General features: G+C 69.9%; 20 protein-coding genes and 1 pseudogene. 12 read left to right on the top strand and 9 right to left on the bottom strand.

Going from position 1 to position 23883, the window contains the following annotated elements; genetic code table 11:
• Positions 1-50: 50 nt before the first annotated feature.
• Both EXW95_RS12840 and EXW95_RS12845 read left to right on the top strand, forming a co-directional pair.
• A complete protein-coding gene (locus EXW95_RS12840; RefSeq protein WP_174367772.1) occupies positions 51-467 on the top strand; it encodes a CBS domain-containing protein in 417 nt (138 codons plus the stop codon).
• 113 nt (positions 468-580) lie between these two features.
• A complete protein-coding gene (locus EXW95_RS12845; RefSeq protein WP_174367773.1) occupies positions 581-1549 on the top strand; it encodes an oxidoreductase in 969 nt (322 codons plus the stop codon).
• A gap of 54 nt (positions 1550-1603) precedes the next feature.
• Here EXW95_RS12845 and EXW95_RS12850 read toward each other — a convergent pair whose 3' ends face one another.
• From EXW95_RS12850 to dnaK, 4 genes are all read right to left on the bottom strand, one after another.
• Entirely contained in the window at positions 1604-2506 is a 903-nt protein-coding gene (locus tag EXW95_RS12850; protein WP_174367774.1) for a DnaJ C-terminal domain-containing protein, read from the bottom strand.
• Positions 2507-2548: 42 nt separating this feature from the next.
• On the bottom strand, positions 2549-3283 hold the full coding sequence (locus tag EXW95_RS12855) for a VF530 family DNA-binding protein (protein WP_174367775.1): 735 nt from the start codon (positions 3281-3283) through the stop codon (positions 2549-2551).
• 13 nt (positions 3284-3296) lie between these two features.
• Complete coding sequence (locus EXW95_RS12860) at positions 3297-3965, bottom strand: nucleotide exchange factor GrpE (protein ID WP_254605614.1); 669 nt, start codon at positions 3963-3965, stop codon at positions 3297-3299.
• A 193-nt stretch (positions 3966-4158) separates the two neighbouring features.
• Complete coding sequence (dnaK, locus tag EXW95_RS12865; RefSeq protein WP_174367776.1) at positions 4159-6042, bottom strand: molecular chaperone DnaK; 1884 nt, start codon at positions 6040-6042, stop codon at positions 4159-4161.
• Positions 6043-6226: 184 nt separating this feature from the next.
• Here dnaK and EXW95_RS12870 point away from each other — a divergent pair, with 184 nt between their 5' ends.
• The gene (locus tag EXW95_RS12870) at positions 6227-7576 is read left to right on the top strand and encodes a cytochrome P450 (protein ID WP_174367777.1); all 1350 of its coding nucleotides are present in this window, start codon (positions 6227-6229) and stop codon (positions 7574-7576) included.
• Positions 7577-7825: 249 nt separating this feature from the next.
• On the opposite strand, the gene EXW95_RS12875 is transcribed toward EXW95_RS12870, so the two are convergent.
• The 3 genes from EXW95_RS12875 to EXW95_RS12885 all read right to left on the bottom strand — a co-directional run bounded on the left by EXW95_RS12875 (position 7826) and on the right by EXW95_RS12885 (position 11918).
• On the bottom strand, positions 7826-9148 hold the full coding sequence (locus tag EXW95_RS12875; RefSeq protein ID WP_174367778.1) for a Glu/Leu/Phe/Val dehydrogenase: 1323 nt from the start codon (positions 9146-9148) through the stop codon (positions 7826-7828).
• A 102-nt stretch (positions 9149-9250) separates the two neighbouring features.
• Positions 9251-10495: a Glu/Leu/Phe/Val dehydrogenase gene (locus tag EXW95_RS12880; protein ID WP_174367779.1), complete on the bottom strand. Its 1245-nt coding sequence runs from the start codon at positions 10493-10495 to the stop codon at positions 9251-9253.
• 448 nt (positions 10496-10943) lie between these two features.
• Positions 10944-11918: a polyprenyl synthetase family protein gene (locus EXW95_RS12885; protein ID WP_174367780.1), complete on the bottom strand. Its 975-nt coding sequence runs from the start codon at positions 11916-11918 to the stop codon at positions 10944-10946.
• Positions 11919-12053: 135 nt separating this feature from the next.
• On the opposite strand from EXW95_RS12885, the gene EXW95_RS12890 reads away from it, so the two are divergent.
• The gene (locus EXW95_RS12890; RefSeq protein WP_174367781.1) at positions 12054-12638 is read left to right on the top strand and encodes a general stress protein; all 585 of its coding nucleotides are present in this window, start codon (positions 12054-12056) and stop codon (positions 12636-12638) included.
• A gap of 135 nt (positions 12639-12773) precedes the next feature.
• Positions 12774-13010: a hypothetical protein gene (locus tag EXW95_RS12895; protein WP_174367782.1), complete on the top strand. Its 237-nt coding sequence runs from the start codon at positions 12774-12776 to the stop codon at positions 13008-13010.
• Here the strand turns inward: EXW95_RS12895 and EXW95_RS12900 are convergent.
• On the bottom strand, positions 13003-13593 hold the full coding sequence (locus EXW95_RS12900) for a GNAT family N-acetyltransferase (protein WP_174367783.1): 591 nt from the start codon (positions 13591-13593) through the stop codon (positions 13003-13005). The genes EXW95_RS12895 and EXW95_RS12900 overlap by 8 nt on opposite strands.
• Complete coding sequence (locus EXW95_RS12905) at positions 13590-13997, bottom strand: ketosteroid isomerase-related protein (protein ID WP_174367784.1); 408 nt, start codon at positions 13995-13997, stop codon at positions 13590-13592. Before EXW95_RS12905 ends, EXW95_RS12900 begins: the two co-directional genes overlap by 4 nt.
• A gap of 248 nt (positions 13998-14245) precedes the next feature.
• Between EXW95_RS12905 and EXW95_RS12910 the strand changes: the two genes are divergently transcribed.
• The 7 genes and pseudogenes from EXW95_RS12910 to EXW95_RS21390 all read left to right on the top strand — a co-directional run bounded on the left by EXW95_RS12910 (position 14246) and on the right by EXW95_RS21390 (position 23881).
• Positions 14246-15721: a hypothetical protein gene (locus tag EXW95_RS12910; protein WP_174367785.1), complete on the top strand. Its 1476-nt coding sequence runs from the start codon at positions 14246-14248 to the stop codon at positions 15719-15721.
• 58 nt (positions 15722-15779) lie between these two features.
• The gene (mutY, locus tag EXW95_RS12915) at positions 15780-16817 is read left to right on the top strand and encodes an A/G-specific adenine glycosylase (RefSeq protein ID WP_174367786.1); all 1038 of its coding nucleotides are present in this window, start codon (positions 15780-15782) and stop codon (positions 16815-16817) included.
• Between the two features lie 155 nt (positions 16818-16972).
• A pseudogene (locus EXW95_RS12920) lies at positions 16973-17781 on the top strand (isoprenyl transferase).
• A 361-nt stretch (positions 17782-18142) separates the two neighbouring features.
• The gene (locus tag EXW95_RS12925) at positions 18143-18631 is read left to right on the top strand and encodes a hypothetical protein (RefSeq protein ID WP_174367788.1); all 489 of its coding nucleotides are present in this window, start codon (positions 18143-18145) and stop codon (positions 18629-18631) included.
• 47 nt (positions 18632-18678) lie between these two features.
• A complete protein-coding gene (locus EXW95_RS21175) occupies positions 18679-20976 on the top strand; it encodes a hypothetical protein (RefSeq protein ID WP_174367789.1) in 2298 nt (765 codons plus the stop codon).
• Between the two features lie 134 nt (positions 20977-21110).
• Positions 21111-22934, top strand: coding sequence for a hypothetical protein (locus EXW95_RS21385; RefSeq protein WP_371810054.1), 1824 nt, complete (start codon positions 21111-21113; stop codon positions 22932-22934).
• 14 nt (positions 22935-22948) lie between these two features.
• Entirely contained in the window at positions 22949-23881 is a 933-nt protein-coding gene (locus tag EXW95_RS21390) for a hypothetical protein (RefSeq protein ID WP_371810182.1), read from the top strand.
• Positions 23882-23883: the final 2 nt, after the last annotated feature.

Genomic DNA, 23883 nt, shown 5'->3' on the forward strand with positions numbered 1-23883 from the left:
CTTGGGGAAGCTCCCATGCAGCCCGCGGGGCCGGGCGGTACGGTCAGGGCATGACCACCCTGCGCGACATCATGACCACCGACCTGACCACCACCGACCCCCGCGCCACCCTGAAGGAGGTCGCCACGCTGATGCGCGAGCAGGACATCGGCAACGTGCTGATCATAGACGGCGACACGCTGAGCGGCATCATCACCGACCGGGACATCGTCATTCGCGCCGTGGCGTACGGGCACGACCTGGGCAGCGCCGCGACCGATTACGCCACCGGCAGCGTGTTCACCATGGACGCGGGCGCCAGCGTGCAGGACGCCGCGAAGGCCATGGCGGACCGCCAGTTGCGCCGCCTGCCCGTCACGGACGGCGCGAAGGTCGTGGGGATCGTGAGCCTCGCGGACCTCGCCACGCGCACCAGTGGCGGCGCGGACGAGAAGGCGCTTCAGGGCATCAGCCAGCCCACGATCTGAATTGAGGCAGAGGGGGCGGCCCGGGCTGGTCCTGGGCCGCCCCTCTTGAGCGTTCATCCATGCTGTGACCCTGGTGTTGACTTCGAGCGCACGCGAAGGACTACGGTGTCCCCATGACCCCGATCAAGAGCCCACTGGCCCCCCGCGCCGACGCCGCCGACCTCCTGAAGGACACCGACCTGCACGGGCAGACCGCCGTCGTGACCGGCGGCGCCTCCGGCCTGGGCGTCGAGACCGTCCGCGCCCTCTTGAGCGCCGGGGCGCGCGTGATCATGCCCGTCCGCGACACCGCACGCGGCCAGCAGGTCGCCCGTGACCTCGCCCAGGCCACCGGCAACAGCGATGTGCACGTGCTGCACCTTGACCTGTCCTCACTCGCGTCGGTCCGGCAGGCCGCCGGAGAGATCCTCGTGCTCGCCCCACAGATCAGGATGCTCATCAACAACGCGGGCGTCATGGCCACCCCGCAGGGCCAGACTGCCGACGGCTTCGAGACCCAGTTCGGCACGAACCACCTGGGGCACTTCCAGTTCACGCGGCTGCTGATGCCCGCCCTGCTGGCCGCCGCGCCCGCCCGCGTGGTGTCGCTGAGCAGCAGCGGCCACCGCATCAGTGACATCCGCTGGGACGACCCGAACTTCCAGAGCACCCCGTACGAGCCCTGGCAGGCGTACGGGCAGAGCAAGACCGCCAACGCCCTGTTCGCCGTGGAACTCAACCGCCGCTACGCCGACCAGGGCGTCACCGCGAACGCCGTCCACCCCGGCGGGATCATGACCGGGCTGCAGAAGCACATGCCCGAAGGCGAGGCGCAGCGGCGCGGCTGGGTGGACGAGAATGGCGTGCCCAACCCCGCCTTCAAGACCCCCGCGCAGGGCGCCAGCACCAGCGTCTGGGCGGCCACCGCGCCCGAACTGGACGGCGTGGGCGGCCTGTTCCTTGAGGACCTCCAGCAGAGCACCCCGCTGGACGAGGCCAGCCCCAACCCGCTGTTCGGGTACAAACCCCACGCGCTCGACGCGGACAGCGCCCGCCGCCTGTGGACCCTCAGCGAGGAGCTGATCGATCAGACCGGGAAGTAAAGCCGCAACAGAAACGCCCCCGCCGATCTGGTCGGGGGCGTTTCACTGGTGGTGTTACCCGAGGTCGCGCAGTTTGCGGTACAGCTCCTTCTGCTCGTCACTCAGGGTGGCAGGCACGGTGACGTTCAGGCGCACGTACAGGTCGCCGCGCGTGCCGTCCTTCTTCGGCCAGCCCTGCCCGCGCAGACGCATACGCCGCCCACCGCTGCTGCCGGGGGGCACGCTCAGGTTCCCTTTGCCACTCAGGGTCTGCACGGTCACGTCCCCGCCCAGCGCCGCGACGGGCGCAGGCACGTCCACGCTGGTGGTCAGGTGGTCGCCGTCCAGATCGAAGCGGGCGTCCTCCAGCACGCGGATGGTCAGCAGCACGTCCCCGCCGCCCGGCCCCTGCCCGGCCAGCCGCAGCCGCGCGCCGTCGCGCGTGCCCGCCGGGACGCGCAGGCTCAGGCGCTTGCCGTCCACGTTGATGACCTCGTCGGAGCCGCTGAAGGCCTCCTCCAGCGTGACCTGCAGCTCACCCTCCACGTTCTGCACGAAGCGGCGACTCTGCCCCGCGCCGCCCAGGCCGCCGCCGAGCAGATCCTCGAGGTTCACCTGCGCGCCCCCCTGGAAGCCCGCGCCGCCCCGACGCCCGGCCCCGCCGAACAGCCCCTGGAAGAAGTCGCTGAACTGCGACCCGTCGAAGCCCGCGAAGTCCCCACCCTGGAACCCGCCGCCCTGGTAGCCGGGGGGCACCTGCCCGGTGTGCCCGAACTGGTCGAACACCTTGCGTTTTTCCGGGTCGCTGAGGACCGCGTAGGCCTCGCCGATCTCCTTGAACCGCTCGGCGGCCTTCTCGTCCCCGGCGTTCTTGTCCGGGTGGTACTGCTTGGCCAGTTTGCGGTACGCACTCTTGATGTCCGCGTCGGACGCGCCGCGCGACACGCCCAGCACGTCGTAGTAGTCCTTGTACGCCATGACTCCCCTCCGTTCCCCGTTACGTCCCTGATCGTTACGTCTCTAGGCGCCCAGCTGTTCCAGGCGGTTGAGCACCACCCGCAGCCCGTACGCCGTGGCGATCTCGCGGGCGGTCACGCCGCGCCGGTCCGCCTGCCCCGGCTGCGCGCCGCGCGCCACGAGCAGGTCCAGCACGTCCGTGCGCGGCGCGCGGCGCCCATCCTTGTACGCCTGTCCTTCCACGTCCACGCTGTGCAGCAGCGGCAGCCAGTAACGCGGGTCGTCCGGCAGCGCGCCCGCCTGGAGCAGCGCCCGGACGAAGGTGGGCGGCGCGTCCCGATCGATGGCGAGGTTCAGCAGCGGCAGCGTCGAGGTGCCCGGCCAGAAGTTCACATCGTGAATGCGGCCCAGCAAGGCCAGCAGGTCCGCCTCCGCCACGCCGTGCCGCAGCGCCCAGCCCAGCGCCTCGTGCGTCTTCGTCTGACTTGGGGCCTGCACGTCGTCCGTCAGGGTGCCGGTCTTGAGCGCCTCGATCAGCGGGTTGGCGTTCTCGCGGTGCACGAGCCGCACGTACTCGCCCTCCACCTGCTCGCGCGCCCAGCCTTCCTTGCGCAGCAGCTTCAGACTGCTCGTCACGCTGGGGTTGCTCTGAAAGCACTTCACCGGAATGCGCCGCGCCAGCTCGTCCCAACCGTACTCGGCCTGGAGGTGCGTCACGACGCGTTCCAGCGTCACGCCATGTAAAGGATCGCGGGCCGTTGATGACTGACGCGGCAGGCCTTTCTCTCCATCAACCATCAACGTTCCCCCTTCAACCCTTCCGGCTGACGACGACGCGGGCGGGGCGCACGAGACGGTCGCCCATGCGGAAGCCCAGCTGGTACACCTGAACGATCACGTCGTCCTCGTCGCCCGGCACGACCTGCAGCGCCTCGTGCCACTGCGGGTCGAAGGCCTCGCCTTCCTTGCCGGTCGCTTCCAGGCCCAGGCCCGCGAACACGCCCAGGATCTTGCCCTGCACGGCCTGCATGCCGGGAATCAGCTTGGCGGGATCGGCGGCGCCCATGGTCACGGCGCGGTCCATGTCGTCGTACACGGGCATCAGCGCCTCGGCGGCCTTGCTGACCCCCTGGCCCTGCGCGGCGTTCACGTCCTCCTGGGTGCGGCGGCGGTAGCTGTCGAAGTCAGTCGCCAGCCGCGCCAGGCGGTTCTTCAGGTCGGCGTTCTCCTTCTCCAGTTCGTCGGCGCGTTCCAGTTTCGCCATCATCTCCTGCACCTGCCCGAGCATCCCCTCGTCCAGGCCGTCCATGCCGGGGAAGGCGGTCTCGGCGTCCTCGGCCATGTTGTCGGCCTCGGTGTCGGGGATGTCCAGGCCGTCCTCCGTGACGGTCTTGGCGGTGGCTTCGGTGGTGTCGGTGGGGGCGGTGTCGGTGGGTTTGTGCTGGTCGTCGGTCATCTTGGGGCCTCTCTTACGGAACATTCGTTCCAGCTTAGTCTCACTCCGGGTGAAGGTTGGGAGAACCGCTCAGCCCGAGCGGATGCGAGTCGGAGTCATGCGGATTCCGGGCTGTCCACGGAACAGCACCGATCCGCCGTGTCTGTGGGGCAGGGGAGAGGCGGCGCGCTGGCCGTCCTCTCCCCTGGGGTGTGTGCTGTTCGTGGAGGACGCGCGGTTATTCGGCGGGTTTGAAGTCCGCGTCGATCACGTCGTCGTCGGCTTTCGCCTGGGGCTGGCCCTGCGCGGCGCCGTCCTGACCCTGCGCCTGCGCGGCGGTCATGAAGGTGCGGAGTTCCTCTTCCAGCTTCTTCTGCGCGGCGTCGATGCGGGTGTCGTCGTCGCTGCGGACGGCTTCCTCGGCCTCGTCGGCGGCGGCCCTGAGCTTGTCCTTGGCGTCCTGAGCGGCACCCTCGTTCTCCTCGATCTGGCCGAGGGCCTGGACGCGCAGGCTGTCGAGGTTGTTGCGCTTTTCGACCTTCTCGCGGCGCTGCTTGTCGGCGGCGGCGTTCTGCTCGGCTTCCTGCACCATGCGTTCCACGTCGCTCTTGTCGAGGGTGGTGGTGTTCTCGATGCGGATGCTGGCTTCCTTGCCGCTGGTCTTCTCCTTGGCGGTGACGTGCAGGATGCCGTTGGCGTCGATGTCGAAGGTCACCTCGATCTGGGGCTGTCCGGCGCGCATGGGCGGGATGCCTTCCAGTTTGAAGCGGCCCAGGCTCTTGTTGTCGTTCGCCATGGGGCGTTCACCCTGGAGGACGTTGATCTCCACGCCGGGCTGGTTGTTCTCGGCGGTGGTGTAGATCTCGGTCTTCTTGGCGGGCACGGTGGTGTTGCGGGTGATCATCGGGGCGATCATGCCGCCCTTGACCTCCACGCCCAGCGTCAGCGGGGTCACGTCCACCAGCACGATATCGCCCAGGCTGCTGTCGCCTTGGATGATCCCGGCCTGCACGGCGGCGCCGAGCGCGACGGCCTCGTCGGGGTTCACGGACTCGTTGGGGGTCTTGCCGATGATGTCCTGCACGATGCGTTTCACGGCGGGGATGCGGGTGCTGCCGCCCACCAGGATCACTTCGTCGATCTTGCTGGCGTCCAGCTTGGCGTCCGCGAGGGCCTGCTCGACGGGCTTGCGCACGCGGCGCAGCAGGTCGCTGGTGAGTTCCTCGAACTTGGCGCGGCTGAGGGTGCGCTCGAGGTGCATGGGCGTGCGGGTCTCGGGGTCGAAGGTGATGAACGGCAGGCTGATCGAGGTCTCGGAGGCGTTGCTGAGTTCGATCTTGGCCTTCTCGGCCGCTTCGATCAGGCGCTGCAGGGCCTGCTTGTCCTTGCGCAGGTCGAAGTTGTTGTCCTTCTGGAACTCGCCCGCGAGCCAGTCGACGATGCGCTGGTCGAAGTCCGCGCCGCCCAGGTGGGTGTCGCCGCTGGTGGATTTCACTTCGAACACGCCGTCGCCCAGTTCGAGGATGGTCACGTCGAAGGTGCCGCCCCCCAGGTCGAAGACCAGCACGGTCTCGTTGCCCTTGCGTTCCAGGCCGTAGGCGAGCGCGGCGGCGGTGGGTTCGTTGATGACGCGCAGGACGTTCAGGCCCGCGATCTCACCGGCCTGCTTGGTGGCCTCGCGCTGGCTGTTGTCGAAGTACGCGGGCACGGTGATGACCACGTCGCGGATCTTCTCGCCCAGCTTGGCAGAAGCGTCGTTCACGAGTTTGCGCAGCACCTCGGCGCTGACCTGCTCGGGGGCGAGGTCCTGGCCGTTCACTTCGATGCGCACGCTGCCGCCGGGGCCTTCTTTCACGGTGAAGGGGCTGCGTTCAGCTTCCATCTTCACTTCGTCCCAGCGGCGGCCGATGAAGCGTTTGACTTCGAACAGCGTGGCGGCGGGGTTCAGGGCGGCCTGACGGCGGGCGATCTGCCCGACGAGGCGCTCGTCGCCCTTGTACGCGACGACGCTGGGGGTGGTGCGGGCGCCTTCGGCGTTCACGATCACTTCGGGGCGGCCGCCTTCCATGACGGAGATCACAGAGTTGGTGGTACCGAGGTCAATTCCGACTGCTTTGGGCATGTTGACTCCTGTGGGGATGGGGATTTGCTGCCGCGCGGGCAGCAGTTCTGATCGCCATACAGCATAGGCCCACAGTTGCTGGGTGTCAATAGACTTGAGTGTTATGCGCTCAAGTCTGAGATTTCCCTCAAGGCAGACCCCCGGCACCACCTGCGGCCTCCAGCCCGACCGGTACACTCCGCACATGACCGCCGCCCCCGAGGCCCAGCCGCCCCGCCCCGCAGGCCTGCCCCTGCTGGGCCACGCCCCCGCCCTGATGCGCGACGTGCTGGGCTTCATGACCCGCATGACCCGCGACCACGGCGACGTCGTCCGCGTCCGCCTGGGCGCCCAGGACGTGTGGGTGGTCGGGCACCCCGGCGACATCGAGACGCTGCACCTTCAGACCGGCCGCCTGTTCGACAAGGGCCTGTGGCGCAACCCCCTGCTGACCCGCCTGCTGGGGCGCGGCCTGCTGATCTCCGAGGGGGACTTCTGGCTGCGGCAGCGTCGCCTCGCGCAGCCCGCCTTCCACGGCGCCCGCATCCAGGGGTACCTGAAGGTCATGCAGACCCAGGTGCAGGCCCTGACGCGGGACTGGGCGGCGGGCGGCGAGCGGGACGTGAGCGCCGACCTGTCCGGCATGACCCTGCGGATCGTGATGCGCAGCGTCATGGGCCTCCCCGAGAACAGCGCGCAGGTCGAGCGGATCTCCCACGCGCTGGACCAGGCCCTGACCGGCTTCAACCGGGACTTCGGCGTGCCCCTGCCGCCCGGCGTGCCCACCCCCGCCCGGCGCCTGTTCCGGCGTGGCAGCAACGGCCTGGACGACGTCATGCGGGAACTGATCGCCGCGCGCCGCCAGCAGGGCGGCACGCACGACGACCTGCTCGACATGCTCCTCGCCGCGCGCGACGACCAGGGTCAGCCCATGACCGACGCGCAGCTGCTCGACGAGGTGAAGAACATCCTGCTGGCCGGGCACGACACGACCGCCAGCACCCTGACGTTCGCGCTGTACCTGCTCGCCACCCACCCGGACGCCGACGCGCGCCTGCAGGAGGAACTGACCCGCCTGGACGGCCGTCCGCCCGGACTGGACGACCTGCGGAGCCTGCCGTTCCTGGACGCCGTGATCAAGGAGACGCTGCGCCTCTACCCGGCGGCCTGGAGTACGCAGCGCGAGGCGCGGCAGGAGGTCACGGTCGGCGGGTACGTCGCCCCGCCCGGCACGCTGTTCGTCATCAACCACTGGGTGACGCAGCGCGACCCGCGTTTCTTCGAGCACCCCGACGAGTTCCGCCCGGAACGCTGGCTGGACGGCCTGGAGGCCCGCCTGCCGAAGTACGCGTACTTCCCCTTCGGGGGCGGCGGACGCATCTGCATCGGGCGGGAATTCGCACGCCTGGAAGCCGCCGTCGCCCTGGCGCACCTGGCGGGGCAGTTCCGGTTCACGCCCCTGCGCCCCCTGCGCCTGGAACCCGCCGTCAGCCTCCGGCCCCGCGGCGGGCTGCCCATGCGCATCGAACCCCGGCAGAGCGGTCGGGAAGGATGACGGGGGCAGGGTGATGGGTAAAAGGTGATGGTTGAAAGGTGATGGGGGAGGGGACGTTTACGCGTTCCCTTCCCCATCCTCCATCACCTATCGACCTTCGACCATCAACTGCTCATACGAATTCCGTCTGTTTCATTGACAGATCGGAACACCACCGATCTGCCAACTCCACGCCCGGAACCCGTTTCTCTCCTTCTCGCATCCGCTCGGGTTGAACGGTTTTCGCAAACCATTCAACCGGAGTCCGTATTACGGGTACAGGCCGCGCAGCGCGCGCGCTTCGAGCACGCGGGTGCAGGCGACGATGTACACGGCGGTGCGCAGCGTCACGCCGTGGCGTTCCTTGACGTCCCACAGGCTGCCGAAGGCCTCGCTCATGATGCGGTCCAGGCGCTTGTTGATCTCGTCTTCGGTCCAGAAGAACGAGCTGAAGTCCTGCACCCACTCGAAGTACGACACGGTCACGCCGCCCGCGTTCGCCAGCACGTCCGGCACGACGGTCACGCCGCGCTCGGCAAGCAGGTCGTCCGCGGCGGGAATGGTGGGGCCGTTGGCGCCCTCGACGATCAGTTTCGCCTTGATCTGCCCGGCGTTCGCCAGGGTGATCTGTTTTTCCAGCGCGGCGGGGATCATCACGTCGCAGTCCACGCCCCAGAACTCGTCACGCTTGATCTCCTCGGTGCCGGGCATCTCGGTGATCTTGCCGGTGCGGCGCAGGTGCTCCAGCGCGGCCTTCGGGTCGATCCCGGCGTCGCTGTGGATGGTGCCGGTCACGTCCTGAATGGCGACGATCTTCGCGCCGTGCTCGTGGAAGATGCGCGCGGCGGCCTCGCCCACGTTCCCGAAGCCCTGCACGGCCACCCGCGCGCCCTGCATGGGCATCCCGAGTTTCTTCATGGCCTCCGCGCCCGTCACAAACACGCCGCGCCCGGTGGCGTCGCCGCGCCCCAGGCTGCCGCCCAGGGACACGGGCTTGCCGGTCACGACGCCGGTCGCGGTGCGGCCCACGTTCATGGAGTACGTGTCCATCATCCACGCCATGGTCTGCGGGTTGGTGTTCACGTCCGGCGCGGGAATGTCCTTTTCCGGCCCGATGATCAGGCCGATCTCGGTCGTGTAGCGGCGCGTCAGGCGCTCCAGTTCCCCGGTGGAGTACTTGCGCGGGTCGATGCGGATGCCGCCCTTGCCGCCCCCATACGGGAGGTTCACGGCGGCGTTCTTCACGGTCATCCACGCCGACAGGGCCATGACCTCGCTGAGGGTGACGTCCTGGTGGTAGCGCACGCCGCCCTTGGCGGGGCCGCGCGACGTGTTGTGCTGCACGCGGTAGCCCTCGAAGTGCGCGACCGTGCCGTCATCCAGGTGAATGGGCACGTCCACGACCAGGATGCGCTTGGGGCGCTTGAGGGTCTCGGCCCAGTAGGCGAGCTTGCCGAGGTACGGCGTGACGCGCTCGACCTGCTCGAGGTAGATCTCGTACGGCCCGATGTTGTTCGGGTCGAGGTAGCTGGGAATGGCGTGCGCGCCGGATTTGGGGCCAGCGTTGTTGGTCGGATCTTGCGTGGCGGTCATGGCAGTGCCTCCAGGGAAGGAGAGGGGGATGGGTGGTTCGTCTTCGCCGCGCGGGGCGGCCCGCGCGTTGCCGCTGGTCAATTCAGCGTGCCGGGAAGGCGGTCATGGGTACACGCCACGCATCACGGTGGCGTTGTGCAGGCGGTTCAGGGCCAGGGCGTACGCGGCGGTCCGCAGGTCGGTCTGGCGCGTGCGGGCCACGCCCATGACGTCACTCACGGCGACGTTCACGCGCTGGTCGATGGCGGCCTCGATCTCTTCCTCGGTCCAGAAGAAGTTGCTGGCGTCCTGCACCCATTCCAGGTAGTTCACGACCACGCCGCCGATGCTGGCGATCAGGTCCGGGATGACCTGCACGCCCCCCTGCGTCAGGAAGCGTTCGGCTTCGGGCAGCACGGCGCGGTTGGTGGCCTCCACGACGTAGCGGGCGCGCACGGCGTGGGCGTTCCCGGCGTTCACGGTGCCGTAGTCGTACGCGAGCATCAGGACGTCCACGTCCAGCTCGGTGACCTCGGCGGGGGTGATGTCGGTCGCGAAGCCCGCCACGCTGCCCCGCTCCTCGCGGTACGCGGACAGTGCGTCCAGGTCCAGTCCGGCGCTGGCGAAGGTCGCGCCGTCCTGGTCGGACACGGCGATGACCAGCGCGCCCTGCGCGGCGAGGGTCTGCGCGGCGCGGCGGCCCACGTCCCCGAAGCCGTACACGGCGACCTTGGCCCGCTCCAGGCTCTCGCCCCTGTCTTCCAGCACGCGCGCGGTGACCAGCGCGGCGCTGCGGCCACGCGCGTCCTTGCTGCCGTAGCTGCCGCCCAGCGGGATGGGCTTGCCGACCACGACGCCGTTGCTGGTCGTGCCGGTGTTCTCGTTGTACGTGTCGAGCATCCAGGCCATGGCCTGCGCGTCGCTGCCCACGTCGGGCGCGAGGATGTCCTCGTTGTGGCCGATCAGTTCCACCAGTTCGCTGGTGTAGCGGCGCACCACGCCCTCCAGCTCGTGGGGGCTGAGGGTGGCGGGATCGACGTCCACGCCGCCCTTGGCGCCGCCCAGGGGCAGGTCGGCCACGGCGGTCTTGAGGGTCGTGATCGCGGCGAGCACCTCGCACTCGTGGGCGTTGACGCCTTCACGCAGGCGCACGCCGCCCATGCTGGGCCCGCGTGAGGTGCTGTGCACGGTGCGGTAGCCGCGGAACACGCGGATGCTGCCGTCGTCCATGCGCACCGGGAGGTTCACGCTGACGGTGCGTTTGGGGTACTTGAAGTACGCGAGGGACTGGTCGGTGACCTCGCAGTGGGGCAGTGCCAGCCGGAGTTGCTCCATGAGGCCCTGCCAGTTGAGTCCTGATGCCCGCATTCGACGCTCTCCTTCCCTTCGGTGGGAACTGTGGTGGGTGTGGTTGGTTCAGGCGCAGCATACACGCGCCCGGTGAGACGCATAGACAGGTGCGGGCCGGGGCGTGTCCCACGATGACGACCGTGGACTGAGGCGTGAACCTCCGAAGTTGTATCCAGTATCCACAGAGGCGTCAACCCCACTTTCTCACGCTGAACACGCGTAAAACCTGAATCGATTCCACCTCGGGCCTGCGCGGCGAGACCGTCCACAACCTGCCGAACGGCAAGACCCCCCTCCGCGTGCAGGGGCGCGCGGCCCACCGGTTACCGTCCCACGCGCCGGGACGACTGCGTCCGGCTGAACCGGGTGCAGACCGGACAGCTCCCCCAGAGCACACCAGCTCCGCAGGCGCACAACAGCAGAAGAGGGGAGCCGCGCTGGCCCCCCCCTCTCTGCTTGTCCCCACTCAGCGGCTGCGTTCGATCTCGCGCACCGCCAGCCGCTCCAGCGCGTCCCGCGCGTCCCCGGCAGGCAGGGCGCGCAGGGCGTCCACCGCCAGCCACGCCCGGCGGCGCACCTCGGCGCGGGTCGCCTCGAAGGCCCCCTCCTGCGCCGCCAGTGCCTGCACGCGCGCCACGTCTCCCTCGTGCGAGGCGCGGCGTTCCAGCACGTCCCGCACCTCGTCCCCGTGCGGCCCCTGAAGCAGGTGCAGCAGCGGGAACGTCGCTTTCCCCTCGCGCAGGTCACCGCCCACCGGTTTGCCCAGCGTCGCCTCGTCCGCCGCGAGATCCAGCAGGTCGTCCTGCATCTGGAACGCCATGCCGTACTCCAGCCCGAAGGTCGCCAGCGCCTCCCGGTGTGCCGGCGGTGCGCCCAGCAGCACCGCCGGGGCCTCGGCCGCCAGCTGCGTCAGCGCCGCCGTCTTCCCGTGAATCACCGTCAGGTAGTGCTCTAGCGCGTACTCCTGGTACGCCGCCACCTGGAACTGCAGCACCTCGCCCTCGCAGATCACGCTGGCCGTCTCGCCGAACATGCGGGTCAGGGCCGCGCCGCCCGGCATGCCCGCGAGCAGCCCCAGCAGCCGCGCCAGCATGAAATCCCCACTCATGACGCTCACCACGTTCCCGAAGCGCCGGAACGCCGCCTGCTGCCCCCGCCGCGTATCCGCGTCGTCGATCAGGTCGTCGTGCAGCAGTGACGCCGAGTGCAGCAGCTCCACGCACACACCCAGGTCCCGCACGCCCCCCCAGTCCGCGCGGGCCGGGCTGGCGCCCAGCACCTGCGCCGCGAGCAGCGCGATCATCGGCCGCACCCGCTTGCCGCCCGCCGCGACCAGATCGTCCCCGATCAGCTCGATGAACTCCACCCGCGAGCGCAGCACCTCGCGCAGCCGCGCTTCGAACGCCGCATCCGGCAGGCCGAGGGTGAGAAGGCCAGTCATGCGCGCAGTATAGGGACGCCGCCGGGAGCCAAACGTACCACCCCCCCAGCGTCCGCCCGGGCATGAAGGCCGCCGCAGCGCCCCGAGCGCTTTGTCCCTCGCAGGTCACATGCTCCTCATGCTACAAAACAGGGTATGGAAAGTGTCGTTGCTCTCTTCCGCGAACCCCAGCAGGCGCAGGGGGCGCTGCAGACCCTGCTGCAGCGCGGCTTTGACCGTGATCACCTGGGCTTCGCCCTGACGGACGTCGTCGCGCAGGAGGACATCGCCCAGCAGACCGGCGTCAGCCCCGAAGCCGGGCAGCCCGCTGGGTCCGCCGCCGTCCTCAAGGGCGCGTGGCTGGGCATCGTCGGCGGCCTGGTGCTGACCGTCCCCATCTGGCTGCTGCTGCTGATCATCCCCGCCACCCGCATCTACGCGGACGGCGGCGTGCTGGGCATCCTGTTCGGCGTGATCGGCGGCGGCGCCCTGGGCGGCCTGTTCGGCGCGCTGGCCGGCAGCGACCACGGCGACTTCGTGAACCTGCTGCGCCGCATGGGCGTTCCCGCCGCGCAGGCCGAGCAGTTCTACGGCGGCATGAAGGGCGGGCACGTCATGGTCATCGCCCGCGACCCCAGCGGCGAACGCGCCGACGAGGCCCTGAGCGTCATGCGCAAGCACGGCGCCGTGAAACTCGAAGACGTCGTGGGTGCCGGTCAGCTCCAGAGCGAACGCCACTAATCCCCCTCGTAGCCGCGCGGCCCGCGACCCGGTTCCCCCGGCGCGGGCCGCGCGCCTGTACCGCAGCGCGGGGGTGCAGAGGAGGGGAGGGGAGAGGCAAGAGCGCTGTCAGGTTCGGCTGGCTACACTGAACGAATGTTCGGTCGCCGTGTCCCCCCCCACATCGTGTTCGCCTTCAGCCTGCTCCTGGCCGCGCTGTGCGCCTGGGCCGCCGTCGCCGCCCTGACGAGCGACCGGATCATCTGGGGCGTGCTGGCCGCCGTGTTCGCCGTGTGGTTCACCGTGGACGCCTTCCGCTCCTACGGCTGGGCGCAGGCGAAGAAGCGGGCCGACGCCGAGAAGCGCGCCCAGAACCACCCGAACCTCAAGTAAGGTCCCGGCGCACCCAGAAGCGCATCGCGTTGGCCGCGTTCCCACCGCCGATCTCCGGCCAGGACAGCGTCGTGTGCAGGTCCGGGCGTTCCACGTACCCACGCGCCGCCCAGAACGCGTCGTGCGCGCGGTACGGCTGCGGCCGCAGCGGGTGATCCTCCAGGCGCTGCACCGCGCAGAACGCCGTGACCGTCAGGCCCAGCGTGCGGGCGTGCGCCTCGCGGCCATCGAAGAACGCGTGCCCCAGGCCGCGCCCCCGGTACTCGGGCAGCAGGACGCTCTCACCGAGGTACAGCACGTCCCGCTCGTCGAACTCGGACCCGGCGAACGGCGCGCGGATCTCGCCGGTCTCCTGCGTCAGCGGCAGGGCGCTGCTGGCCCCCACCACCCGCTCCCCGTCCCGCGCGAGAATCACCACGGCGTCCGGCGCGTCCAGGTACGTGCGCAGGTACGCTTCCTCGTAGGCGGCGCTGCCCTCGTACAGGTACGGGAACTCCCGGAAGACGGTGGTCCGCAGCCGCGCCAGATCCGCGATGAACGGCGCCAGTGCCGCGCCACTCACCGCCTGTACGGTCAGGCTCAAGCACCCACCTGCCGGGACCAGTCCGCGAGGTTGTAGTAGTTCGTGACCCGCGCGATCCGCCCGCCGCGCACCTCGAAGAACGCCCCCACCGGCAGCACGTACCGCTGCCCACTCGCCTCGGGGAGGCCCGGATCGGTCCGCAGGTACTCCCCGTGAATCACGAACTCCGCGCCCGCCCGCGTGCCGTCCGGGGTCGTCATGACGACCAGATCCCGCGCCTGCTCGCGGTAGTGGGCGTCCATCTTCGCCAGGAACGCCCGGAAGGCGTCCACGCCCACCTGGGTGCCGCCCTCGTTGATGTCGTGCCGGACGTCGTCGGTCAGCAGGGCCAGCATGCCCGCGAAGTCGGCGGCGTTGAACGCGGCGTAGTACTGCTCGATCAGGGTGCGGGTCGCGTCGGTCATGCCTGAAACCATAGCGCGCCCCCCGCGCCGTCCCGCCGCCGGACACGCATCTTCATGCAGCGTTCAGGTGAACGGCCCCGACGTTTCATGAACGTGGTCCACGCTTCAGTCAGTCGTCAGGGCCGACCCGGCGCTCCGTGCCGAATTCCTGCGCTTGACAGCCGACAATCTGCTACTTTAGGAACACTTTATTCAGCAGTGAATCGTTTCACCCTGCCCGGAAACGGCCCAACTGGAGGAACCCACGCGTGAAAGCCCAGCGCTACATCATCACCCGACCCTGCCTGCAGGACGGCAGCCTGCGCCTCCTCAAGTACCTCGAGGCCACGTTCCCCAGCGCCGGGCCGGTCGTGCTGACCGACGATCAGGGCCGTGAATACCACGCGCAGGTGGACCTCCACGCCCGCACGGTCAGCGGCCTGGGCAGCCTGTACCACGCGCAGAACCTCGGCGTGAACGACGTGCTGATGATCACGCCGGTCCAGTCCGGCCGCTATCAGGTCGAGGCGATCGTCAAACCTCACGCGCCCATCACCACGCCGCGCCGCGAGGCCCCGAAGAAACCCGAGACGCGCCGCGTGGTCGTGTCCTCCACACCGCACGTCCGCGAGGTCCGCGTGCAGGAGGTCCGCCCGGCCCTGAACACCGCGCCGGTCAGCGAGACGCCCCGCGCCGAGGCGACCCGCCCGGCAGAGGCTGCCCGCCCCGAAGCCCCGCGTGCCGACACGGTCCGTGCCGAGACGGTCCGCCCCACGCCGGTGCGTCCGGAACCGGCCCGCGCCGAGGCTGGGCGCACGGAAGCCGTCCGCCCGGAACCTGTGCGCGCCGAGACGACCCGCGTGACCCCGCCCGCCGCCCGGCCCCAGGCCACCAGTGCCCAGGCAGCCACGGTCCGCCCGCTCGACGTGCGCTTCGACCCGCCGGCGCGCAGCGCACCCGGCACCACGCCGGGCCTGAATGCCCCCAGCCTGAATGCACCCAGCCTGAGTGTCGCCATGACTGCCACGCGGCCCGCCGCGCCGGTGAGCGCGCCCGCTGTTCAGACCGCCGCGCCGCTGAACCTGCGTGACGCCGAGCACCTCGCGGACCTCGCGCGCCTGACCGGGTACCGCCTGGAGGACCTGGGCAGCGGCGTGCTGCGCCTGAACGCCGAACTGGGCGCCCACAGCTACGCCGTGCTGGTCGCCACCAGCGAGGCGGCCGTGCGCGCCGACGCCTGGAAGGAACGCGCCGACTACTGCGTGCTGCTGACCAGTGAAGCCGACCGGGCCGTGAATACCCCCCGCCTGACCCGCGAGGCGCTCGACGCCCTGATCGAGCACGCGCAGCTGGCCCCGCTGACCCCGGTGGACCTGCGCGGCTACTGGAAGGCCGGAAGCGTGGACCTGGAGGCCGCCGCGAGCGTCGCGGAACTCGTCGGGGCGCACCTCGCGCAGCGCGGCGCGTTCAGCGCGGTCCTGCTGACGCTGGCGCAGCAGCCCGCGCATTCGCTGGTCAGTGTGCAGCGCCTCGCCGAGCGGCTGGGCAGCGGCGTGAACTACGCCGAGCTGGGCGGCATTCTCGACACGCTGACCCGCGCGCCCTTCCTGGCCCTGACGCCCCTGCCCGGCGGGCAGTACCTGCTGCGCAGCGGCGTGTCGGACCTGCTGCTGGAACTCGCCGAGTACGCCGACGGCCTGCGCCGCCGCATGCGTGCCCCCACCCGCGAGGCCGTACCCGCGTAGGCCCACAACCCTCACCCCGGACACGATCCGCCCCGCACCGCGCCCCTACACTGGCGCGGTGCCTGCTTTGAGTGCCGAACTTCCCGAACTGCGCGCCGCGCTGCTGGCGTGGTTCGACCGGCAGGGCCGCGACCTGCCCTGGCGTCAGGGCCGCGAGGGTCACCGCGACCCGTACCGCGCCTGGGTGGCCGAGGTGCTCCTGCAACAGACGCAGGTCGCGCGCGGACTGACCTACTACGCGCGCTTCCTGGCGGCCTTCCCCACCGTGCAGGCCCTTGCGGACGCCCCGCAGGACGACGTCCTGAAAGCATGGGAGGGCTGCGGGTACTACGCCCGCGCCCGCAACCTGCACCGCGCCGCGCAGGTGGTCGCTGCGCGTGGCTTCCCAGCGGATCACGCCGGGTGGCTGGCGCTGCCCGGCGTCGGTCCGTACACCGCCGCCGCCCTGAGCAGCCTGACCCTGAACGAGCCGCGCGCCGTGAACGACGGGAACGTCCGCCGCGTCCTGGCCCGCCTGCACGCCGAACCCCAGCCCACGCCCGCCTGGGTGCAGGCGCAGGCGGACGCCCTGCTGGACCCGGCGCGGCCCGGCGCGTGGAACGAGGCGGTCATGGACCTGGGCGCCACCGTCTGCACCCCGAAAAATCCGCAGTGCGGCGCCTGCCCGCTGCGGGCGTGGTGCGCCGCGCACGCCAGCGGGCACCCCGCCGCGTACCCCGCCCCGAAGGTCCGCCCGCCCGCGCGGGAGGTGCACGCCGTCGCCGTCCTGATCGGCACGCCGCAGAGGGCCGTGCTGGAACGCCGCGAGGGCACGCTGCTCGGCGGGCTGATGGGCCTCCCGGTCCAGGTGTTCGACCCGGCCCGGCCCGGCGCGCAGGCGCAGGCGCTGCGTGAACTGTGCGCGCGCCTGCATGCCACGCCCGCCGGGGCGCTGGGGCAGGTGACCCACGTCATGACGCACCGCCGCGTCACCCTGCACCTGCACCGTGCCGGCGGCGGCCCCACACCGCAGGACGTCACGCGCGCCGCGCTGTCCCGCCTGGACCACAAGGCGCTGCATCTGGCGCAGGCGCACGCCGACTCGCTGTTCACCTGAGCCGCCCCCTCTGCGGCCACCTCCGACAGGAACCGGACCGACCCGCTGTCAGAAGCCTGTGACGCCGCCCGGTCCGCCGCCTTGCTGCTTTCGACCGACGCGGCGTTTCAGGCAGAGGTTAGACTGTCCGGGTGAAGTCGACTGCCCCCGCCACGATCATCATCCGGACCGTCCAGACCATCAGGAACTCCGTCCGGAACGCCCTGGTGTGGGGTACGAACAGCGGCTGGCCCGCGAGGTCCGCGCGCACGGCCGCCTGCCGCAGCACCTGGGCCTGATCCTCGACGGGAACCGCCGCTTCGCGCGCGCCAGCGGCCTGCAGCGCGAACTGGGCCACTCCATCGGGGCGGACAAGGCCCACGAGGTGCTGCAGTGGTGCCTGGAACTCGGGATTCCCGCCGCGACCATCTGGGTGCTGTCCACCGACAACAAGGGCCGTGACCCGCAGGAACTCGCGCACATCCTGTCCCTGCTGGAAAAGGAAGCCCGCGCGCTGGCGACCGACCCGCGCATCCACAACAACCGCGTGCGCGTGCGCGCCATCGGGCAGCACGACGGCTTCCCGCCGCAGGTGCTGGCCGCCCTGAACGACCTGGAAGCGAAGACCGCGCACTACGACGGGATGCGCCTGAACATCGCCGTCGGCTACGGCGGCCGCGAGGAGATCGTGGACGCCGTCAAGGCCCACCTGCACGCGCAGGAACGGGCCGGGCAGACGCTGGCGCAGGCCGCGCAGACCCTGAGCCCCGAGCACATCAGCGCGCACCTGTACGCCGCCGATACCCCGGACCCGGACTTCATCATCCGCACCAGCGGCGAGATCCGCCTGTCGGGCTTCATGCTGTGGCAGAGCGTGTACTCCGAGTACTACTTCTGCGACGTGTACTGGCCCGGCTTCCGCCGCGTGGACTTCCTGCGCGCCCTGCGCGACTACCAGGGCCGCGACCGCCGCTTCGGCCGCTGACCGGGCACCTGCGTCACCTGACCGAGGCGAGGTTGCACGGCATGGCGCGCTCCGGATCACGTACCGGCTTGATCCGCTGAGTGTGCCGTGAGAATACCCCCGACAGGGGTGTGTCAGAGTTGCTTGCACCCTGAGGGCTGCATGTTCAGCAGGTGTTCATTTGTGAAAAATGCCGTATCTGCCGCGAAAACGCTGGACGGTAAGATGAGATTGATCCTCGACTGCCCCCAGGCGTTCCAGCCGGACTTCCGACCGCTCAGAGCGGTGTAAGCAGAGCGTAAGACGACCACTCCTAACCTTTGCTCAGTTCTGGTGAACGGAACACGGGGCCAAGCAGTGGCCCGCCTGGAAGGAGAAGCACATGAAGCTCAAGTTCGCCCTGATGATCACCCTCGCCGGCGCCGCAGCCGCTCAGACGGCCAGTCCGGTCAGCCTGAACCTGGTCATGTCGCTGGTGAAGACGGTCAAGGTGGACGGCAAGGCCACCGAGCAGTTCGCGCCCAGCCCCAAGACCGTCCTGCCCGGTGACGTGATCCGCCAGGTCGTCACGGTCCGCAACGGCAGCGGCAAGGCCCTGAAGAACGTGCCCGTGACACTGCCGGTCCCCAAGAACACCCGCTACCTCGCTCCGGAGAAGGGCCTGGACGACGTCCGCGCCGAGTACTCCATCGATGGCAAAACCTTCGCCCCCGCGCCCCTCATGAAGAAAGTGACCGTCACGGAAAACGGCCGCAGCGTCGTGAAGGAGGTGGAGGTGAAACCCAGCGAGTACACCACCGTCCGCTGGACCGTCAGTGAACTCGGCGCCGACCAGACCCTGAAACTCGGCTACCGCATCCAGGTCAAGTAACCGTTCACCCCACCCCCACCTACCCTCGCCCCACCCGGAGGAACCCCATGAAAAAGTCCCACCTGCTCGCCCTGATGGTCTCCCTGGCCGCCGGCACCGCCGCCGCTGAAGGCACCGTCGCCGGCACCACCATCGAGAACACCGCCAGCGCCAGCTTCCAGGATCCCGCCAACGCCGGCACCACCCTGACCAGCAACTCCAACACCGTCAGCACCACCGTGCTGCCGCTGCCCGGCTTCGACATCGTGTACACCGGCGGCACCGCCGACGGCAACGACATCACCAGCACCCCGATCCTGACCACCGGCGCCGTCCCCGGCCAGAAGGTCACCACGCAGTACTCCGTGCTGAACAACGGCAACGTGACCCTGACCGTGAACCTGGCCGCCGACACCACCGGCGCCGCCAGCGGGCAGACCGTGCAGTACTTCCTGGATGCCAACGGTGACGGCGTGGCCGACAGCTCCACCCCCATCACCAGCGTCATCGTGCCCGTGGACGATCCCAGCACCCCCGCCGACGAGGGCATCGTGAAGATCATCCAGGTCGTGACCCTGCCCACCGACCCGGCCCTGATCACGCCCAGCAGCGTGTTCGGCGCGTCCCCCGAGGGCACGGTCACCGGCACCGCCGGCGCCGACCCGCTCGTGACCCCCGGCAACGGCTACGCCAGCGGCACCACCGTCTACGAGGACGGCAAGGCCGTCAACACCGACCTGCAGTTCGTGCGCATCACGGTGTTCGCCCCCGCGCTGGACAACAACCCCAACGTGGACCCCACCACCCCGGTCGACAGCGCCGGTAACCCCATCACCGATCCGGCGCTGGTCCCGCCCAGCCAGACCGTGCAGATCCCCACCGAAGCGGTCGGGACGACCGGCGACGCCACCCCCGTGGTCCCCACCACCGGTTACATCACCCCCGGCGCACCCACCAGCGACCCCACCCCCGGCGGCACGCCCATCGTGCCCAACGTGGCCGGTGACATCCAGATCGCCTACCCCAAGGCCGACGCCAACACCAACCCCGACACCGTGGTGTTCTCGAACAACCTGACCAACACCAGCGGCGCGACCGACAAGGTGCAGCTGTACCCCACCCTGGCCGACGGCACTCCTGACCCCGCCTACACCTACGACCCCGCCACCGGCACCTTCACGAACGCGACGACCGGTGTGGTCATCCGCTTCCTGGACCCGGTGACCGGCAACCCCATCCTGGCCTCCACCGATCCCAGCAACCCCACTGCCGCTGTGTACCCCACCGTGACCGTGCCCTCGGGCAGCACCGTGGTGTACCGCACGGAAGTCACCTACCCCGATCCCGACGACAGCGCCGTGATCACCCCCGTGACCGTCGTGATCGGCGCGGACTCCCTGAAGGACGCCGGGATCAAGTCCGACAGCAGCACCACCAACACCATCCTGCCGCCCTCGGCGCAGTTCGGTGACGCCACCGGCACCCTGGGCGCCGTCAGCACCCCCGCGCCCATCCAGACCGTCAACCCCGGCGGCACCCAGAGCGGCGTGGCCAGCCCCGACCTGAGCGACGCGACCGCCGTCTTCCAGATGGACGTCGTGAACAACGGCCAGTACAACGACAGCTACACCCTGAGCGGCAGCGTCACCCTGACCGACGCCGCCACCGGCAACCCGGTCGTGGTGCCCGTGCTGTACTACGCCCCGGACGGCTCGCTGCTGCCCCGCCTGAGCAACGACCCCCTGAGCCCCGACTACAACAAGTTCATCACGCCCGTCATCGCCCCCGGCACCGAGTACAAGCCCTACGCGGTCGTGCAGGTCCCGGTCGGCACGCTGACCGGTGACTACACCGTCACGCAGAACGCCGTCGGGAACTACAGCACCATCCCGATGACCGACACCAACGACGTCATCCGCGTCGCCCCGGACGGGAACGTCGCCGTCGCCAAGTTCGTCGCCAAGAGCGGCGTGACCGCCGCCAGCAACCCCGTCAACGGCATCGACAACCCCGCCAACTTCACCGCGACCGGCGCGACCGGCGCCAAGCCCGGCGACGACATCACCTACCGCATCATCGCGAAGAACAACTACAACACCACCATCAGCAACTTCTTCCTGAGCGACACCGTGCCCGCGAACACCCTGTTCAAGAGCATCCAGCTGCTGGACGCCAGCGGCACCGTGATCAGCACCAACGTCATCTACAAGGTCGGCAGCGGCGCCTGGGGCGCCACCGCCCCCGCCGCCGGCCTGGCCAACCCCAGCGTGATCTACATCGCCCTGGACGCCAACGGCGACAACGTCCCCGACGCGCTGGCCCCCACCACCACCCTGACGGCCGAGTTCGTGGTCACCGTCAAGTAAGTCCATCCGGGCGCGCCCTGCATGACCGCGGGGTGCGCCCTTTTCACAACACCAGACTCACATTTGAAATTTCGCACATTTGAGTGCGCCGCCTCACCCACCGCACAGCAGGTGCCCCCCCCGAGGAGCCCACCGTGAACCGAGCCCTGACCACCCTGAGCGCCCTGCTCGCCCTGAGCACCACCACCCAGGCCCTGACCCCCGCCGGCACCGAGATCATCAACCAGGCGCAGGCCGAGTTCGAGCCTCCCACCCCGCAGGACCCCGGCACTGCCGTGTCCAACGTGATCCGCACCGTCGTGCAGGCGGTGTGCTCGGTCAGCGTCACCCCGGACGGCACGGTCGCGCAGCCCGGCCAGAGCGCCGCCCTGCTGCCCGGCGAGGACGCGGTGTTCACGTACACGGTCGTGAACACCGGCAACACCACCGAGGCCTTCCCCGTCACGGTCCAGCAGGAGGCCGGAACCATCACGCCCGGCACCCGCATCGTCGAGGACCGCAACGGCAACGGGCAACCCGACCCGGACGAACCCGAGGTGACCAGCGTGACCCTGGCCCCCGAGTCCAGCGCGCAACTGCTGCTGATCGTCGACCCCGGCACCGCGCAGGGCGACGCGTACCTGAACCTTGTCAGTTCCTGCGCGGGCGGCGAGAACCGCGACGCGAACAACGTCAGCGTCGTCCGCGTCGGCCCGCCCCCCGTGCTCGGCGTCCAGAAGACCTTCAGCCCCGCCCTGGTCCGCCCCGGCACGGAAACCACCGTCACCGTCACCACCAGCAACACCGGTCAGGGCGAGAGCCGCGAGGTCATCCTGACCGACCTGCTGGCCGATCAGATCGCGCGCGGCCTGAGCTTCGTGCCCGGCAGCGCCCGCACGAACGTCGGCACGCTGGAGTACACCACCGACGGCACCACCTGGAGCGCCGCCGAAACCGCCCCGGTCCGCGGCGTGCGCGTGCGCGTCCCCAGCCTTGCGCCCGGCGCGAGCGTCCAGCTGACCTTCCGCATGCTCGCCACCGCCGCCGCCGAGGGGCAGCAGGTCGTGAACACCGCCACCGTCCAGACCGGCCAGGAACAGGCCAGCGGCAGCGCCACGGCCGACGTCCGCTACCAGCCGGCCGTCGCCATCGGCCCGGTCGGGAACCCCGAGGCGCCCGAAGCTACCCCCGCCGACCAGCAGAGCAAACCATTCGCCGTCGCCGGGCAGCAGGTGTGCTTCGACCACACCGCCAAGAACACCGGCGACGTGCAGGACAACTACCGCGTGACCGTCACCTACCCGCAGGGCGGCGCGACCGCCACGCTGTACGGCGAGAACGGCCAGCCGCTCGTCCAGCCCCTGACCCTGGACCCGGGTCAGACGGCGTTCGTCCGCATCTGCTACGACGCTCAGCCCGGCGATCTGAACGCCCTGATCACCATCCAGGGTGAGCGCGGCACCAGCAACACCACCAGCGACCGGGTCGGCAGCGTGCAGGGCGGCCTGCCAGAACTCCGGAAGAGTTACGCCGCCACCTCGAAGAACGAACAGGGTCAACCCGTCCCCATCCCCGAAGGTGGCACCGTCGCCATTGGCGACACCGTCACCTACACCCTGACGATCCGCAACCCGTACACGCTGCCCCTGACGAACGTGGTCGTCACCGACCCCATCCCCGCGCACCTCGACGCGACCGCCGTCGACCAGGGCGGTGTCCTCAGCGGCGTGAGCGGCGCCCAGACCGCCACCTGGACCCTGGGCACCCTCGCCCCCGGCGAGACCCGCACCCTGACCATCACCACCACCGTCAGCGACCGCGCCGTGGACGGCGAAGCCCTGAAGAACATCTTCAGGCTCGTCAGTACCGAACTGACCCAGCCGCTCCCCAGCAACGAGGTCCAGACGCCCGTCTGGAGCGCCAAACTGCTCATCGAGAAGACCGTCAGCGCCCCGAGGCCACCTACGGCGACAAACTGACCTACACCCTGAAGATCACCAACCAGTCCGCGACGACCGACATCGACGACGCCCTCATCACCGACACGCCCGCCCGCGGCCTGGAGTACGTTCCCGGCACGAGCACCCTGGGCGGCAAACCCCTGGCCGACCCGGTGATCGAGAACGGCAGCCTGAACTGGAATGCCGGACGCATCGCCGCCGGGCAGAGCATCACCATCACCTACCAGACCCGCGTGACCCCCGAAGCGGTCGGGCAGCTGGTGAACACCGTGGTCGTCAGCGGCAAGGGCGCCGGGGGCGTGGCCCGCGCGATCGCCAGCAACCGCGCCACCGCCACCACCAAACTCAACCCCCTGAAGTTCTCCCCGCTGGCCGACATCGTCGGGACGGTCTTCGTGGACCGCAACCGCAACGGCCTGTTCGACCCGCTGCTCGACCTGCCCGTCCCACGCGCCCGCGTGCTGCTCGCCGGGGGCCGCGAGGTCCTCACCGACGCGCGCGGCCGCTACTCCTTCCCGAACGTGCCCACCGGCACCCACGCCCTGCGCCTGGACCCCAACACCACCCCCTACCCACCGCTGCACGTCCCGCAGGACGGCGGCCTGAGCGGCACCCGCACCGTGTTCGTGCGCGGCCTGACGAGCGTGGACTTCCCGCTGGCCCCGCTGGGCGGCCAGATCGACGCGCTGCGCCGCACCACCCTGACCGTCGGCGACGTTCGCCTGGAGAAGACCGTGTACGCCGTGGACGGCGGCTACGTCGTCACGCTGCGCCTGATCACCCCGCGCCGCCTGGAAGAGGTGAACCTGACCGATCCCTTACCAGCGGGCGCCACTTTGAAAGAAGGCAGAAATATTCACAACGGTACCGTTGAGGCAGGTGAACTGAATCTCACCTACCGCTTCGACTGGACGGGCGAGCCACGGGCCGCCACCACCGATCCAGATCTGAGCTGGAGGTACTGAAC

It is taken from the genome of Deinococcus sp. JMULE3, assembly GCF_013337115.1.
Classification (GTDB): domain Bacteria; phylum Deinococcota; class Deinococci; order Deinococcales; family Deinococcaceae; genus Deinococcus.